General features: G+C 61.4%; 16 protein-coding genes and 1 pseudogene. 13 read left to right on the forward strand and 4 right to left on the reverse strand.

Going from position 1 to position 13,390, the window contains the following annotated elements; genetic code table 11:
- The first annotated feature begins 131 nt into the window (after window positions 1-131).
- The 11 genes from ABD848_RS13680 to ABD848_RS13730 all read left to right on the forward strand — a co-directional run bounded on the left by ABD848_RS13680 (window position 132) and on the right by ABD848_RS13730 (window position 7,528).
- Window positions 132-896 carry a GntR family transcriptional regulator gene (locus ABD848_RS13680; protein WP_344971709.1) on the forward strand — a complete coding sequence of 255 codons (765 nt, stop codon included), beginning with the start codon at window positions 132-134 and terminating at the stop codon, window positions 894-896.
- Entirely contained in the window at window positions 893-1,327 is a 435-nt protein-coding gene (locus tag ABD848_RS13685; protein ID WP_344971711.1) for an NUDIX hydrolase, read from the forward strand. Before ABD848_RS13680 ends, ABD848_RS13685 begins: the two co-directional genes overlap by 4 nt.
- An 81-nt stretch (window positions 1,328-1,408) precedes the next feature.
- Entirely contained in the window at window positions 1,409-1,864 is a 456-nt protein-coding gene (locus tag ABD848_RS13690; protein WP_344971713.1) for a hypothetical protein, read from the forward strand.
- Window positions 1,865-1,866: 2 nt separating this feature from the next.
- Window positions 1,867-2,385: a DUF6879 family protein gene (locus ABD848_RS13695; protein WP_344971715.1), complete on the forward strand. Its 519-nt coding sequence runs from the start codon at window positions 1,867-1,869 to the stop codon at window positions 2,383-2,385.
- Window positions 2,386-2,393: 8 nt separating this feature from the next.
- Window positions 2,394-3,236: a helix-turn-helix domain-containing protein gene (locus ABD848_RS13700; RefSeq protein ID WP_344971717.1), complete on the forward strand. Its 843-nt coding sequence runs from the start codon at window positions 2,394-2,396 to the stop codon at window positions 3,234-3,236.
- Between the two features lie 148 nt (window positions 3,237-3,384).
- A complete protein-coding gene (locus ABD848_RS13705) occupies window positions 3,385-3,531 on the forward strand; it encodes a hypothetical protein (protein ID WP_344971719.1) in 147 nt (48 codons plus the stop codon).
- Window positions 3,532-3,588: 57 nt separating this feature from the next.
- Window positions 3,589-4,812, forward strand: coding sequence for a JmjC domain-containing protein (locus ABD848_RS13710; RefSeq protein ID WP_344971721.1), 1,224 nt, complete (start codon window positions 3,589-3,591; stop codon window positions 4,810-4,812).
- Between the two features lie 8 nt (window positions 4,813-4,820).
- Window positions 4,821-5,612 carry an aldo-keto reductase family protein gene (locus ABD848_RS13715; protein WP_344971724.1) on the forward strand — a complete coding sequence of 264 codons (792 nt, stop codon included), beginning with the start codon at window positions 4,821-4,823 and terminating at the stop codon, window positions 5,610-5,612.
- Between the two features lie 99 nt (window positions 5,613-5,711).
- The gene (locus ABD848_RS13720) at window positions 5,712-6,527 is read left to right on the forward strand and encodes an aminoglycoside phosphotransferase (RefSeq protein ID WP_344971726.1); all 816 of its coding nucleotides are present in this window, start codon (window positions 5,712-5,714) and stop codon (window positions 6,525-6,527) included.
- Window positions 6,528-6,684: 157 nt separating this feature from the next.
- A complete protein-coding gene (locus ABD848_RS13725; protein WP_344971728.1) occupies window positions 6,685-7,239 on the forward strand; it encodes a helix-turn-helix domain-containing protein in 555 nt (184 codons plus the stop codon).
- 22 nt (window positions 7,240-7,261) lie between these two features.
- Window positions 7,262-7,528 carry a DUF397 domain-containing protein gene (locus tag ABD848_RS13730; protein WP_344971730.1) on the forward strand — a complete coding sequence of 89 codons (267 nt, stop codon included), beginning with the start codon at window positions 7,262-7,264 and terminating at the stop codon, window positions 7,526-7,528.
- Between the two features lie 52 nt (window positions 7,529-7,580).
- Here the strand turns inward: ABD848_RS13730 and ABD848_RS13735 are convergent, their stop codons facing one another.
- The gene (locus ABD848_RS13735; protein WP_344971732.1) at window positions 7,581-8,498 is read right to left on the reverse strand and encodes a hypothetical protein; all 918 of its coding nucleotides are present in this window, start codon (window positions 8,496-8,498) and stop codon (window positions 7,581-7,583) included.
- A 93-nt stretch (window positions 8,499-8,591) separates the two neighbouring features.
- Window positions 8,592-9,245, reverse strand: coding sequence for a hypothetical protein (locus tag ABD848_RS13740; RefSeq protein ID WP_344971734.1), 654 nt, complete (start codon window positions 9,243-9,245; stop codon window positions 8,592-8,594).
- Between the two features lie 245 nt (window positions 9,246-9,490).
- Between ABD848_RS13740 and ABD848_RS13745 the strand changes: the two genes are divergently transcribed.
- Entirely contained in the window at window positions 9,491-9,997 is a 507-nt protein-coding gene (locus ABD848_RS13745; RefSeq protein WP_344971736.1) for a helix-turn-helix domain-containing protein, read from the forward strand.
- 927 nt (window positions 9,998-10,924) lie between these two features.
- A pseudogene (locus tag ABD848_RS13750) lies at window positions 10,925-11,402 on the forward strand (hypothetical protein).
- 395 nt (window positions 11,403-11,797) lie between these two features.
- On the opposite strand, the gene ABD848_RS13755 reads toward ABD848_RS13750, so the two are convergent.
- Window positions 11,798-12,556: a GNAT family N-acetyltransferase gene (locus ABD848_RS13755; protein ID WP_344971739.1), complete on the reverse strand. Its 759-nt coding sequence runs from the start codon at window positions 12,554-12,556 to the stop codon at window positions 11,798-11,800.
- A gap of 399 nt (window positions 12,557-12,955) precedes the next feature.
- On the reverse strand, window positions 12,956-13,342 hold the full coding sequence (locus tag ABD848_RS13760) for a hypothetical protein (RefSeq protein ID WP_344971741.1): 387 nt from the start codon (window positions 13,340-13,342) through the stop codon (window positions 12,956-12,958).
- Window positions 13,343-13,390 lie beyond the last annotated feature (48 nt).

Consider the following 13,390-nt stretch of genomic DNA (forward strand, 5'->3'; position numbering starts at 1 on the left):
ACTTATGCGATATCTGTCAACGCTTATGCAATAAGTTGTGGAGAGTCTGACAGCATGACCATGCCGTGACGGAGGCGAGCCACCGCTACGGTAAAGACGCGAGTACACACATGTCGGAAGGTGACAGTCGGATGAGCACCCTCGAACCGCCGAAAGCGCGGTACAAGCAGGTGGCCGCTCTCCTGCGAGAGGCCATCAAGAGGGGCGACTACGCTCCCGGCTCTTCCCTGCCCAGCCAACCGGATCTTGCTCGCAAGTTTGACCTGAACCAGAGTTCGATCAGCCGTGCCATGGCCATGCTCCAGGCAGAAGGATGGATACGCACCGAGCACGGACGAGGATCTGTGGTGCTGGAGATCCCCACCGTCAAACGCGTGCGCAAGATAGACAAGGACTACCGCAGAAGCCAGAGTGGAAGCTCTTATGCCGAAGGGCTGTCCGAAGCTGGGCTGACACCACACACAGAGCTGGTGCACTGGGGCGCCGCACAAGCGCCGGAGCACATAGCTGAAGTTCTCGGCCTGGATGAGTCGGAGCAGGTACTGGTCCGTAAGAGGCACATGTTCGCTGACGCCAAACCGATCCAGATCGCCACGTCCTACATCCCCATGGAGGTCGCCGGAGATGTGGAGATCGCCATGCCCGACGTCGGCCCCAGTGGCATTTATGAACGGATCTCAGCACGCGGGTTCCCGCCGGCGCGCTTCACCGAAGATATCGAGGTACGCGGTGCCACGCAGGAAGAAGCTACGTTCTTTGACGTCACTTCAGGGCAACCCGTGTTCTCTATCTTACGCACAGCATTTGATACCACCGAGCGGCCGGTTGAGGCATGCTCGAACATCCTGGCCGCATCCCAATGGCGGCTCACCTACTCCTGGAAGCAGGAGGCATGAGCACAGACCCTCTTCATAGCGTCAGCGTCACAGGCATCGTGGTCCGACCTGACGACGGTCAGGTTCTCGTCATCAAACGTGCCGATGACGGCAGGTGGGTTCCACCGGGTGGCGTACTCGAACTCTCGGAAACACCCGAAAAGTGCGTGGCCCGAGAAGTGTACGAAGAGACTGGCATCCAGGCGCAACCGATTCGGCTGGTCGGCGTCTACAAAAACATGAAACTTGGCGTAGTATCACTCGCGTTTCTGTGTGAACCAATCGGCGGGGAGCTAAGGACCAGCGAAGAAGCTCACGAAGCCGCATGGATGACTCCCGACGACGCCATAGAAGCCGCACCAGAGGCACGTGGAGTGCGCATCGCTGACGCTCTCTCCACCGGAGGCCCTTTCGTGCGATCCCACGACGGAACTTTCCTCCTTTATGAGTGACGAAGCTAGGCACACAGCCATGCCCTGTATGCCCTGCTTTCCGTTGAGCCCTCCCCTGCCGCAACCGGAAGCGAATCACAGTTGACGGAAGACGTCGCATGCTGGAGTGTCATCACAGAGAGCAGCCACCGACTGCTGACTGTTTGGGAGAACAAGTTCATGCGGCTCACATTCCTCGGCAAGGACTCCAAGCCTGACGAGTCCCCAACGCTGTATGCGACAGATCAGGACTCTTACGTCATACAGGGGTGGATCGTCACAGACATCGCAATCCTCTCCCAGCTGGACCTCCATGATCATGAAACGGTCGTTGAAGTCCCCAGTCAACTTCTTTCTCATCTCAATAAAAATGGCCTGGAAGGGGATGTGGCCCACATTGCTCCTCCCATAGTCCACGTCAAGGAAGATGGGAATTACCTTATGCAAGGTCAACGAGTCACTGACTCGGAAACATTGTCCCAGATGGACATCCCCAGCCACGAAACCTGCGTCAATATCCCACGCCTCGCAATAGAACGCCTACTGGAAACCGGGTAGATGTGAAGCTAATCAGCAACAAAGAGCGAAAAGATTATTTTGCAAACTTCAAAAAAGAAGCCCTCCACCTGGAGATGTGGGATACCTATGGCACTGAGGCAGAGAAGCCTCATCTTCAGAAATGGAAAGAACAAGGGAAAGATAACAGCGAATGGTTGAAGCCCTGGTTTGACAACGTACGAGCAGCAACGGCATCCGGCAAGGTGTTCCGGCGAGCGCGCATCGTGTCTGAGCCCGTCACCGACTACATTCGCTGGGTTCTGATGGATGCCCACTTGTTCGTTGATGCCGGCGAGGAGATCCGCTGGCTCCCTCGCCGGCTCGCTTCAGCGATCGCCCTTCCCGGTAACGACTTCTGGCTGTTCGACGACGAGACGGTGATCTTCAGTGTCTTCGGTGGTGACGGTAGAGTGACGGAACGACAGTTGACCACTGACCCCAGTGTGGTTGGGCTGTGCAAGTCGGCCTTCACCGCGGTCTGGGAATTGGCGATACCCAACCACGAGTACCAACCTGACTGAGTTTTTTCGTGTCTCAACCGGCCCAGCAGGCCAGGGAAGCCCTGGGGCAACGTCTTAGGGAGATTCGCCAGAACGCTGGCCATACTGGCCGCCGGCTAGCCTCCCTGGCGGGCTGGCACTACACCAAAGTCTCCAAGCTGGAAAACGCGGTGACCAGCCCGTCTGAGGCCGATATCCACGCTTGGTGTTCCCACTGCTCCGCCGAAGAGCAAATCCCTGAACTGATAGCAACTATCCGCAATATCGACGGGATGTATGTCGAATGGCGCCGTCGACTCAGTGACGGATTAAAACAAGTCCAGGAATCCTCTTTCTCATTATATGAGCAGAATCTTCGATTCCGCATATACGAGGCTAGCATCATTCCCGGATTATTGCAAAACGCCAATTATATTGCCGCCACACTACAGATCGCCGACAATTTCTACAATTCCAGTAGCGATGTTGATGCGGCAGTAGCGACACGCGTAGAACGTCAGCGTTTTCTTTATCAGGGTGACCGTCGGTTCCTATTTCTCGTGGAAGAGAGCGCGCTGCGTACGGTGCTTGGCTCCCGTGAGGTGCTGCTCGGCCAGTTGGACCGGCTTCTCGCCGTCATGAACTTGCCGCGGGTCTCACTCGGCGTCATCCCCGCCCAGACGCCGCGGGAACTATGGCCTGGAGAGTCATTCCTGATTTTCGACGAACATACGGTTCGCATCGAGACCACCTCGGCGCATCTGACGATCACCCAACCTCGGGAGATCGCTCTCTACGTCAAGGCGTTCTCGTGGCTAGAACGCTCAGCCCTATACGGCGACCAAGCTCGTGTGCTCATCCGAGAAATCATGGCTGAGATTGCTGCAACCTGAAGCAACATCCTTGGAATCGAGCCAAGCAGGGCTTTAATGTTGTGACGTTCCCAACCGGACGGCAGCGGCTGGCTACACGCAGAGAACAGCGCACAGTCCAGCGGTTGCCCGATTTTTTCATGACCTATTCAAACGGAGCTGATGAATTATGAGTGATCAGGACGAACTACTTGTAGCGGTCGAGTACCTAGCCGCGGCGCATGATCGATTCGACGCCGAACACTCCGATCCCACAGGAACTTCGGTGGGAGACGATGGGGAGAACCGAGACGGATTCGTGCATGTCGAGCCCTGACCTGTTGGCCTCTGGCTCCCTCATCAGACTCCACCTCCAATTGAAGCAAGGGAATCCATGGATCATCGGTTCGTCGACGCGATCGAAAAGGCTTTCGGTTGGCCCGGTCCCGATGCGTTAGGTACGGAGTTTGCTCGCGGCAATATCGGCGATTCCGAACTGCCAGCTCGCCTACTGCCCCCAGACCGGCTGCTTGATCTGGTGATGCGGCGAAGTCTATCCGCTCCGCAGTTCCGGTGCTTTCGCTCCGGTGAAGAGCTGCACCCCGCACGCTTCCTCACCGATGCGGTCAGCAGGCGGGGGCAGAGCGTCCGGATAGCCGACATGTCTCGGCTCGGACGACTCCTGGACGACGGCTGCACTCTTGTACTTGATGAAGTCAACTTCTTCGACCCCACAATGGAGGTCGCCTGTCGGGCACTGCAATGGTGGTCCCATGAACTTGTCCAGGTCAACTCCTACTTGACTACCCAAGAGGCGGCGGGTTTCTCGCTTCACTGGGACGATCATGACGTATTAATTCTTCAACTGGCAGGGGAGAAGAGCTGGGAGGTCCGTAATGCCTCCCGCCCGGCACCGATGTACCGAGATGCCGAGCCCAACGACATGCCAAGCGAGGAAGTCCTCTGGTCAGGCATCATGCGGCCAGGCGACCTCATGCACATACCGCGAGGTTTCTGGCACCAGGCCACCCGAATGGAACATGGTCCGGGATTCAGCCTGCACGCCACCTTCGGATTCGTGAAGCGCGCTGGCGTGAACTGGATCGCCTGGCTAGCCGATCGTGCCCGTGAACACGAACTCTTCCGTCATGACCTGTACCGAGGGAGCGATCCAAGCGCACACGCCGCCCAGCGCGAGGAACTCACTTCCTCTACTTCTCAACTCATCAAGTCTCATCCTCCCGAAGAATTCCTCGCAGCCCGAGAGCAGCAGCGCCCCACACCTCGACACGTTCCGTACCTGCCCGTCTTCGGCCCACCGACCGAGATCGTGTGCATCACTGAGTTTCCACCAAAAATCGAGGAGAGCAGTGAAACAGTCGCTGTTCTCGCAGCCGGAAAGAAGCTCACGTTCACAGCGAAGGCCGGACCGGCACTGCGTTCTTTTCTCAGTGGAAACCCTGTACGTATCACTGAGGTCGGTGAGTCAACCGACATCGACGCTGGACAGATAGCCAAAATCCTATTAAAGGAAGAACTGTGCGCGGAACTGACTCCGGAGTTGTCCTCGGGCTTTACCGGTCTCGTTGCAAACGCAGGCTACTCGAAGACGCCCTGAGCTTAGGTGTGCGCAAGATCGACACCAGCTACAACTATCATGGGTTCAGAGCCCATGAGATCCTCAGCAAGCGGGCCGGCGACCTGCTGGGAGATTTCGATATCTCAACTAAAGTCGGTTTTTTTCGGACGAGCAACGGCTTTGAACACTCGTTGTCTCCTTCGCGGCTCCGGCAGGCGGTAGAAGAAGCCGTCGAGCAGCTAGGAATCCCTCCAGCCGTGATATTCCTACATAACCCGGAACATACTCTTACCGGCCTGAATCCGGCATATGGTCAAGCGCTCTTAGCGGCTGCCTGCACCTCCTTAGAGGAGGCGGCTAGTGATGGCTTGTGCCAATCCTGGGGTATCGCCTCATGGAATCCGATTCCGCTTCTGAGACTCTTTACCGACCGCTATAATTCAACGCTGCCAGCACCAAAGATACTAATGCTTCGATCCGGACTGACGGTCAATGCCGCTACTCTCGCCGCAGGCGAGGCATTGACCCAGAACTTCGCGCTTACACCGGAAGCGCGGTGGGGAATGAGCCCGTTTGGAGGAAGTAGTACAGATCCGATTTGGCACCAGATCGATACACGCATTTTCCTGCCTCCAAGCGAACGAGACTGCTCTTACCTGCAAGCAGCGTTCCGAGTGTCTTTCCACCTTCCCAACGTCAGCCGGGTCGCGGTAGGCACCGATAGAACCGACCATCTCCACGAGCTACTCGCTGCCACAGAGCGAAGCGTCAATGCAGCCGCCGTAACACGTTACCGGCACCTTCTCTCCAAACGGAAGACGAGAAATCTGTCACAGTAAGCCATGGTTTCTGTAAAAATGAAGCGGCTGACAGCGAAGGTTTCATGATCGAAGGGCTGGCCCATGACGAGTGCCTCGCCGCAAAGCGGTGAAGCGGATATGCGCACGCAGATTCCTGAAGATGTTCTTGATCTGGTCCAGCGTTGGCTGGGCCTGCGGCTGGAGCGGGACACAGCGGCCTACGGGAACACCGGAACGACAGCGGGGTTCCGTAGCGACGCGGGAACCTGGGTGCGGCTGCAGCGGCGCAGTGTGTTCTCCATGAATGGTCAGTCCTGGACCGGAGCCGAATGCGCCTCAGTACTGCAGGGAGTGGCCAAGCCCGAACTCCTGCGTTCGGTGCGCTGGCGAGACGACGACCGCGAGGCGGTATGGCGGGCCGATGAAATGACGCTGGTCGACTCCGCGGTTATCTCCCCCAACGGCAGCGTTACCGCTGATCCGCAGCTTCCCGACGCTTGGTGGAGCGGACTCGCCACGTCACTCGCAGCGCTGTCAAGACACGAGACCGAGCGCGTGGGAATGCGTCAGGAGCACGTGACACGACGCATCCGCGAGGTCTTCGGCGACGGTATCGAAACGACAATCGACGAATGGCGCACGGCCCACGCCGACCTGCATTGGGGCAATCTCACCGCTCCTACCTGTCACTTGCTGGATTGGGAAGACTGGGGCTCCGGGCCGCGTGGCCTGGACGCGGCCACTCTCTGGGGATTCTCGCTGGGGGTACCATCTCTGGCCGACCGGATTCAGCACGAGTTCAGCGACGAACTCCAGTCACGGTCCGGCACGATCGCGATGTTGCTGTTCTGCGCCAACGCCTTAAGAGCCGCAACGCGTACCGGCCGGTCAATGCCGTTCACCGAGCCTGCCCGAACAGCGGCGTCCGGTCTGATGACACAACTCGACCAGTAAGGGACTCCCGAAAAAGCAAAGGACACGAACACCTAAAACTCCCGCCGTCCTTGACAGCTCAAGTACATAACCATGCCTTCGATCTGATCGGACTACTGATCTTTTCATTAACCGGGTGGGATGGGTGGGTGGCCTGCGATCATCACGGCATGCCCCCATGGTTGAGCGTGATGCCGCTGATGTGCCCCCATTGACACGGCCGCAGACGGCCGAGGCCCGACGGATGCGCGTCGCCGAACCGCTGGAACGGGGTCACTCCCAAGCTGAGGTGGCGCGGATGGTGGGAGTCTCGCCCGAGAGCGTGCGGCGCTGGAAACGCTGCATCGAACAGGGCGGCACCGCCGTGCTGCAGCGACGCTCGGCCGCTTCGGGGCCGCTGCGGCTGCGGGCGCCCCCGCCTGAGGAGAATCGGCGCCCGCGCGGCGCGGCGAGGACGTCGCGCACCCGCGAAGCGGGGCGCTCCCCCGGGCGGGCGCTGCGGCGGAGGGCGTCTCGGAGGCGAGGGGTGTGGCGGCTGGTCATCGGGCGGGGCGGTCAGGGCGAACTCGGCCCATACGGCGGTGCCCAGGCCGGCGCAGAAGGACATATCAGTCTTGAGGGCAAGGAGGAAGTGGCGCTCCACCGAACGCGGTTCACCTATGCCTGCGGAGCAGCACTCTCGCAAGAGCAGTCCGTCCAACTTCTCAAAAGCTTGCTGACGAGCCACGCCTAAACCGACAGAAAACCGATACCCCATGGATAAAATCCCAGATCAGTACGAAGCGCCCTTCCACACTTCCACCTACTCAAGTGCCTCCGCTAATTGTGTCGAGGTAGCCCACGCCCCACTTTCGTTTCAGAAAGCCAGCTACAGCGCGACTGAAAGTCACTGCGTGGAAGTAGCCGGCTGGGAGACCGGCGCCGCCATCCGGGACACCAAGCATCGGGACCTGGGCGCCCTGGCCTTCCCCGCTGCCGAGTGGCGTGCCTTCATCGACGCCGTCAAAGGACACGGTCTCTAACCCTCGCCTCCGAGCGATACCCGCGCCTGTGGTCATGGGCTCCCGCCTCCGGTCAGACCGCGAGCAACGTGACGGCGTCACCTGCGTGACGGCGCACAACACTGATGTAGGCAGGGTCGGCGGCGGGGTCGTCGATCCAGACGAGGGCCTGGGACAGGAACCACTCCACAGCCCAGACCCGATGCCAGCCCAGCGCCCAGTGCTCGGCTTCGAGCCCTCCCCGAGATGCCAGCGCGCCGGATTCGCCTCCCGCGGCGACGTAGGCTTCAAGCAGGCCACGCGTGGCCGCGGGATCGGGCTCGTCCACGGTCCCGTGCCAGGAAGCCAGGTCGAGCAGACCGGGACCGTGGAAGGCGCGTGCGAAGTCGTAGAGGCGAACGCGCTCGTCACGGATGTGCAGGCTCTCCGGGTGGAACTCGGAGTGGACCCACCCGTAGGGCGGAACGAGAACACCTTCGCAGCGGTGCACACTGCCGACGCTGAGTTGTTGAAGCATCCGGGTGATGTCGTCGACACCTTCCCAACGGTTCTTCTCCTGCAAGAGTCGCAGGCTGCGCAACGCGCGATCGGGCAGGGAGGCCAGCCAGGCGTGATCTGCCGGCGGCAGGTGTGGAGGCGTAGCTGCCGCATGCAGGTGGACGGCCGCTGCCACCCCGTCGGCGTCTTCAGGCACACGATCGGGCTCTCCCATATCTTCCAGCACCATCCCGAGCAGCGGGCCGCTGCGAACGGCGACACGCAGCCGGGGGACATCGACGCCCGCCTGCCAGAGGGCACTAAGAGCCTCGTGCTCATGGGTGAAGGGATCGCTCGCGCATTTGAAGATGACAGTATGCCCGCCGGAGAACCTGATGCGCTCCACGTGCGAGAGTTCCCAGCTGTGGAGCACCTCCCTCTGCGTAATGGACTCGGCGGCGTCGATACGTTTCAGCAGCGTGGCTCGTGCCTGCTCAATGTCGCCTGCGCGCATGGCGGTTCGTTCCTCTCCTTCCGGGGGAAGCTCCCCTCCGCCGCTCGGCGGGGAACGATGCCCAGATGCCTTCAGTCGGAGGTACGGCAGAGGTCACGCACGCGCGCTCCAGGCGTCGCGGAACTGTGCGAGTTCGTCGCGGAAACGATCCATGGGTGTGCCGTAGGGAGCCACGGCTCCGCCTCGCCGGTCGGGTACGGACTGGCAGCCATGCACCAGCCGCCCGCCAAGAGCGGCGTGGGCCTTGACGCTCTCGATTCGACGGTTCTCGTTGAACCATCCTCCGTGGTACACCTCATCGAGCAGTCCCACCGTCCTCTCATCGAGTTCAAACACGACTTGAGCCGCGTCGGCGAAGAACCAGCAGGGACCCACATTGGTGATCCTGCCGTCCTGCTCGACCTTGTTGAGGGCGGTGAAAGTGGAAACTTCCGCGAGCATCCGCAGGTGGGCTTCGGTTATTCCGTCCAGCCCCAGCGTCGGCGCGTACTCGGCACGGAAGAGATAGCTGTAGACGCGCCATGCGGTGGCCAGCACCTCGGCGGGATTCTCGGTGGTTCGGGCGTTGTCGGTGATGTAATCCAGGGTGATCTGCTCGATTGAGGTTACGGAGGTCTCCTCTACTGGCAGCAACTCAGCGGTGACCTTCTCCCAGTCAATCAACTTCCAGGTACGCGCCTGCTGACGGAAGAAATACTCCTGGGGTGCGAGGCGGATGATGCGCCCATCCACGGTAATTCCGGGCATCCGGCTCCAACGTGGGTCAAAGGACACCGGAAGCTCAACAGTAACCAGGGGGTTCGGAGCGCTCATACATCTTTCCTTTCGAGATCCGCACGGTTGAGGGTTGGGTAGGAGCACAGCAAGACAATGGAACGTCACCCTTCTCACCGTTAGGAATCCCGCGGCGATATACACAGGCGGTATGTGTGAGCGGCTCTTCTTTCCCCCCTCGGCTTCCGATACCGAATACGTTCTGGCGACGGGCTGATGTGGCACAAGCGCTCATCGAGCACGATGCTGGGGAACTGCTACGGCTCGTACGCCAATTCGCTGGAGCGAGTCAGCACGCGATCGGCGCGGCAGTCGACATGCCCCAGCCCCACGTCAGTGTGATCATGCGAGGGCGCCGCGAGATCTCAGCGCTTCGTACCTGGCAGCGCATTGCCGATGGCTTGGGGATGCCAGACGAATCCCGCAGACTCCTTGGCCTCGCGGACTCCGCAATCACACACGTTGGCGGAATAGGGGCGAGCGGCGTGGCTCCCGCCGACTCCGGTGATCTATGGTCGGCGTCGAGCACACTCCTTGATATCTCCGAGAACACGCTGAAGGACTTGATGAAGCGAAGAGAGGCCCTCAGGACGGGGGGGCGCGTTGATTGTCGGCGCGGCGCTGACGGAGACGTTCGAGCACTGGCTGCTGCCAAGCCCTGGCCTCGTTCCCCGAGGCAGCAAGGCCATCGGGGAAGAAGAACTCCAGCGAATCGAGGCGACTAGCGCTGCTCTACGCCACTGGGACGACCGCTGGCGCCTGGGTATCCGACGCAAAGCCGTCCTCGGTCAACTCGCGGAGGTTTCCGAAATCGCCGAGGAGGTGCGCTCCCCCACCGACCAGGCTCGCCTGTTTCTGGTGATGGGCGAACTGTCGAAAATCAGTGGCGCCATGGCCTATGACGAGGGCGAGCACAGCGCAGCACAGAAGTACTACACCTTGTCCCTACGTGCGTTTCACCAAGCCGGTCCGGAGCATCGACTTTACGGGGTGGGCGTCTTGGCCGACCTGGCCCGCCAGATGCTGGATCTACAACGCCCGCAGGAGGCCCTGGAACTCTCTCGGATCGCATTGGACAGTGCTCAAGCCCACGAGACGCCCCCTTCAGTGCTGTCCATGCTGCGGACTCGTGAGGGCTGGTGCTACGCGCAGATGGGCCGTGCCAAGTCATATCACCGCAGCGTTTCCCAAGCCGAAGAACTGATCGGTTCCGGGAACGGTCGAGACGTTCCCGAATGGGCATGCGGCTTCGACCATGCCGAACTGGCCGGGGTCGTGGGGGCACGCTACCGGGACCTGGCTGCCATCGAGAAAGACCCCTCGATACGGCGAAAGCAAGCTGAGCGCTCCGCCGGCTACATCAGTCGGGCACTGGAGCTGCGCCCCTCCAGTAAAGTACGCAACCGTGCCTTCGATCTGATTGGACTAGGCAGGACCTATCTGGTCTTGGGCGAACCCGTGGAGGCTGCCCGGGTTGTGGGAGAAGCGGCATCACTCGAAAGTCGACTCGGATCAGGCCGCGTACGTCGCCGGCTGGGTGACTGGTATGCCGAAGCTGCCGCCTATAACCGAACCTCTTCTGTGGCGCAACTTCGGGAACAGGTGTCACATACGTTGCTACGCGAATCATCGAACACGGAGGAGCGCGCCTAATGCGCATCGGGATCACTGGTCACTCGAACCTTTCTGCGGAGACCGTGCCGATCGTGCGCCGGGCACTCGACGCCGCACTCACCCCCACGCCACAGGAGAGCTGGTTGGGCTCTCCTGCCTGGCGCGCGGCGCCGATCAACTGTTCGCCGAAGCTGTCCTAGAGGCGGGGGCCGCCTGGAGGTTGTCCTGCCCTCCGTCGACTACCGCGAGACCAAGGTCAAGCCCGAGAACAAGGACGTCTTCGACGAGCTGCTCATGCGCTCGGCGCTGGTGCGCTACATGCCGTATCGCACCGCGGGGCGAACCGCCTACGAAGCAGCCAATTCCACCATTCTCGGTAATATCGATCGCCTGTTCGCCGTATGGGACGGCCACCCCGCCGACGGCAAAGGCGGCACCGGCGACACGGTTGAAACGGCGCACGCCAAAGGTGTCCCGGTGGAAATCATCTGGCCCGAAGGCGCACGGCGCGAGTGACCTTCCCTCCTCTGCCGCTGCTTCCGACAAAAACAGGGACCTCTCACCGCTGTCGTTTCCTTTCGCCGGGAAGGACGAACCAAAGGTTTCATGATCGAAGGGCTGGCCCATGGCGGGTGTCTCGCCGCAAAGCGGTGAAGCGGATATGCGCACGCAGATTCCTGAAGATGTTCTTGATCTGGTCCAGCGTTGGCTGGGGCTGCGGCTGGAGCGGGACACAACGGCCTACGGGAACACCGGAACGACAGCGGGGTTCCGTACCCAGGCCAGCGCAGAAAGGAAAAGCGACCAACGAGTGGCCGCCCCACACGGCGGCGAGGGTGTCGACGACGGCAGATGGATTCTGCCGGGTGGCGCACTCGAACTCTCGGAAACGCCCGAACGGAATCCAAGACTCACCCCACGGCGCGGTAGTGGTAACGGCAGACCTCGCTGAACCCCACCCGCTCGTACAGTCGCAAGGCCGGGGAGTTGTCGCGCTCTACCTGCAAATACATACGGTTGGCTCGGTGGCCGGCGGCCCAGTCGGCAAGCGCGGCGAGTACGCTGCGGGCCGCGCCCTTCCCACGCGCGTCGGGAAGCGAAGCCATACCGAACACTCCCGCCCAACCGGTGTCGACGACCGCGCGGCCCACCGTCACCACATCGCCTCCGATCACCGCGCGGGCGTAGGCGGAGGGCCGCTGCACACGAGTGAGCATGTCCCACTCGCCGCGGGCGTCGCCGCTATGCCCCTGCACCGCGTGCCAGACCTCGAACCACGCCCGGCTCGGCTGGCCGTCGAGTCGAACCCGCGGCGCCCCTGTCGGCGCCTGTTCCAGGACATGCACGGTCGAGGCCGTCTGCAACGACAAGCTGCCCTGACGGCGGTAGCCGCGCTGCGCCAAAACAGTGTCGAGCGCTTCCGGGCACGCCGGCGGGGTGATCTGGAACCGTGCGGCTGCGCCGTGAGCAGCGTAGAACTTCTCCGCTGCGACGACCCGTCGCACCAACGCATCCTGCTCGACCTCGCCGTGAGGGAGCACTGTCCCTATCCACCAGGAGCAGCGGGGAGCATGGCGCAGCCACCACCCGTCCATATCCGCCACGTACTCCGCCGGCAGCGCCCGGGCCGCCCGCTCCTGCACGCCCCGCACCATTTCCGAACTGCTCATCGCAGACGGCATCGAGGGACGCTCTTCCTGCTGTGCCCTGGTCTATGCCCTGCCCCCATGACATCGCCGCTCCGCGGGCGCCGTCCACCCCACAAGCCAGGGCGTAACCGCGGGCGTCCACCCAGGCATAAGATACCGGTGTATATCCGTGCCCGAAGGGGTCTCGGCGTACAGCCGTGACGGTTCCTCGCTCTCGGCGGAGAAGCGCCCGCGAAGGTCAGGGGAGTCGGTTTCTCCTCTAGGGGCTAGGTTGTTGTTTTTTGCATGGCTGGAGTGTGGGCCGTGGGGAGTGTTCTCCGTTCGCTCGTGCCTCGATCGCTGCGCGATCTCGGCAGCCTGCGGGGCGCTACCCGCGTGCGCCCACCGACCGCTCTCGTCGCCCTTTTCAAAAACAACAACCTAGCCCGCGAAGCGGGTGAAGCCCGCCAGGCGCGGGTGAATCGTGATCGGGACATCGCCGCTGGAGCTACGCAGGGTGTCCACTATGACTTGGTCGGGTTCCCCGTAGACGTCGAGCCGTTCCACCGAGCAGTGCTCCATGATGTCGCTGATGTAAGAACCCGACATCCGCCAGTGGGCGCGGATGGCGTCGGAGTCTTCGTAGAGCTGGAAGCTGTGGGCGAGCATACGATCCTCGTCAGCGAAGATCTCCACCATGAGCTGGGGAGCCTGTTCCTCGGTGAAGGCCACCGCGTGCTCGGCAGCCCGGCGGAAGCTTTCCCAGTGGCCTTCCGCCACACGCATCGTGTTGTGAAACAGAATCGGAGCGCTACGTTCGGTCGGCATAGGTCGATACATTTCCCGCGAAGCGGCAAGCCAAGCCTGGCTTGCCGT

Source organism: Salinactinospora qingdaonensis, assembly GCF_039539445.1.
In the GTDB taxonomy this organism is placed as follows: domain Bacteria; phylum Actinomycetota; class Actinomycetes; order Streptosporangiales; family Streptosporangiaceae; genus Salinactinospora; species Salinactinospora qingdaonensis.

Excerpts from the sequence above, each read along its gene's own strand:
- ABD848_RS13755 (WP_344971739.1), bottom strand. The coding sequence starts at position 12,556 with ATGAGCAGTTCGGAAATGGTGCGGGGCGTGCAGGAGCGGGCGGCCCGG.
- ABD848_RS13720 (WP_344971726.1), top strand. The coding sequence starts at position 5,712 with ATGCGCACGCAGATTCCTGAAGATGTTCTTGATCTGGTCCAGCGTTGG.
- ABD848_RS13735 (WP_344971732.1), bottom strand. The coding sequence starts at position 8,498 with ATGCGCGCAGGCGACATTGAGCAGGCACGAGCCACGCTGCTGAAACGT.
- ABD848_RS13760 (WP_344971741.1), bottom strand. The coding sequence starts at position 13,342 with ATGCCGACCGAACGTAGCGCTCCGATTCTGTTTCACAACACGATGCGT.
- ABD848_RS13685 (WP_344971711.1), top strand. The coding sequence starts at position 893 with ATGAGCACAGACCCTCTTCATAGCGTCAGCGTCACAGGCATCGTGGTC.
- ABD848_RS13710 (WP_344971721.1), top strand. The coding sequence starts at position 3,589 with ATGGATCATCGGTTCGTCGACGCGATCGAAAAGGCTTTCGGTTGGCCC.
- ABD848_RS13705 (WP_344971719.1), top strand. The coding sequence starts at position 3,385 with ATGAGTGATCAGGACGAACTACTTGTAGCGGTCGAGTACCTAGCCGCG.
- ABD848_RS13725 (WP_344971728.1), top strand. The coding sequence starts at position 6,685 with ATGGTTGAGCGTGATGCCGCTGATGTGCCCCCATTGACACGGCCGCAG.
- ABD848_RS13680 (WP_344971709.1), top strand. The coding sequence starts at position 132 with ATGAGCACCCTCGAACCGCCGAAAGCGCGGTACAAGCAGGTGGCCGCT.
- ABD848_RS13730 (WP_344971730.1), top strand. The coding sequence starts at position 7,262 with ATGGATAAAATCCCAGATCAGTACGAAGCGCCCTTCCACACTTCCACC.
- ABD848_RS13740 (WP_344971734.1), bottom strand. The coding sequence starts at position 9,245 with ATGCCCGGAATTACCGTGGATGGGCGCATCATCCGCCTCGCACCCCAG.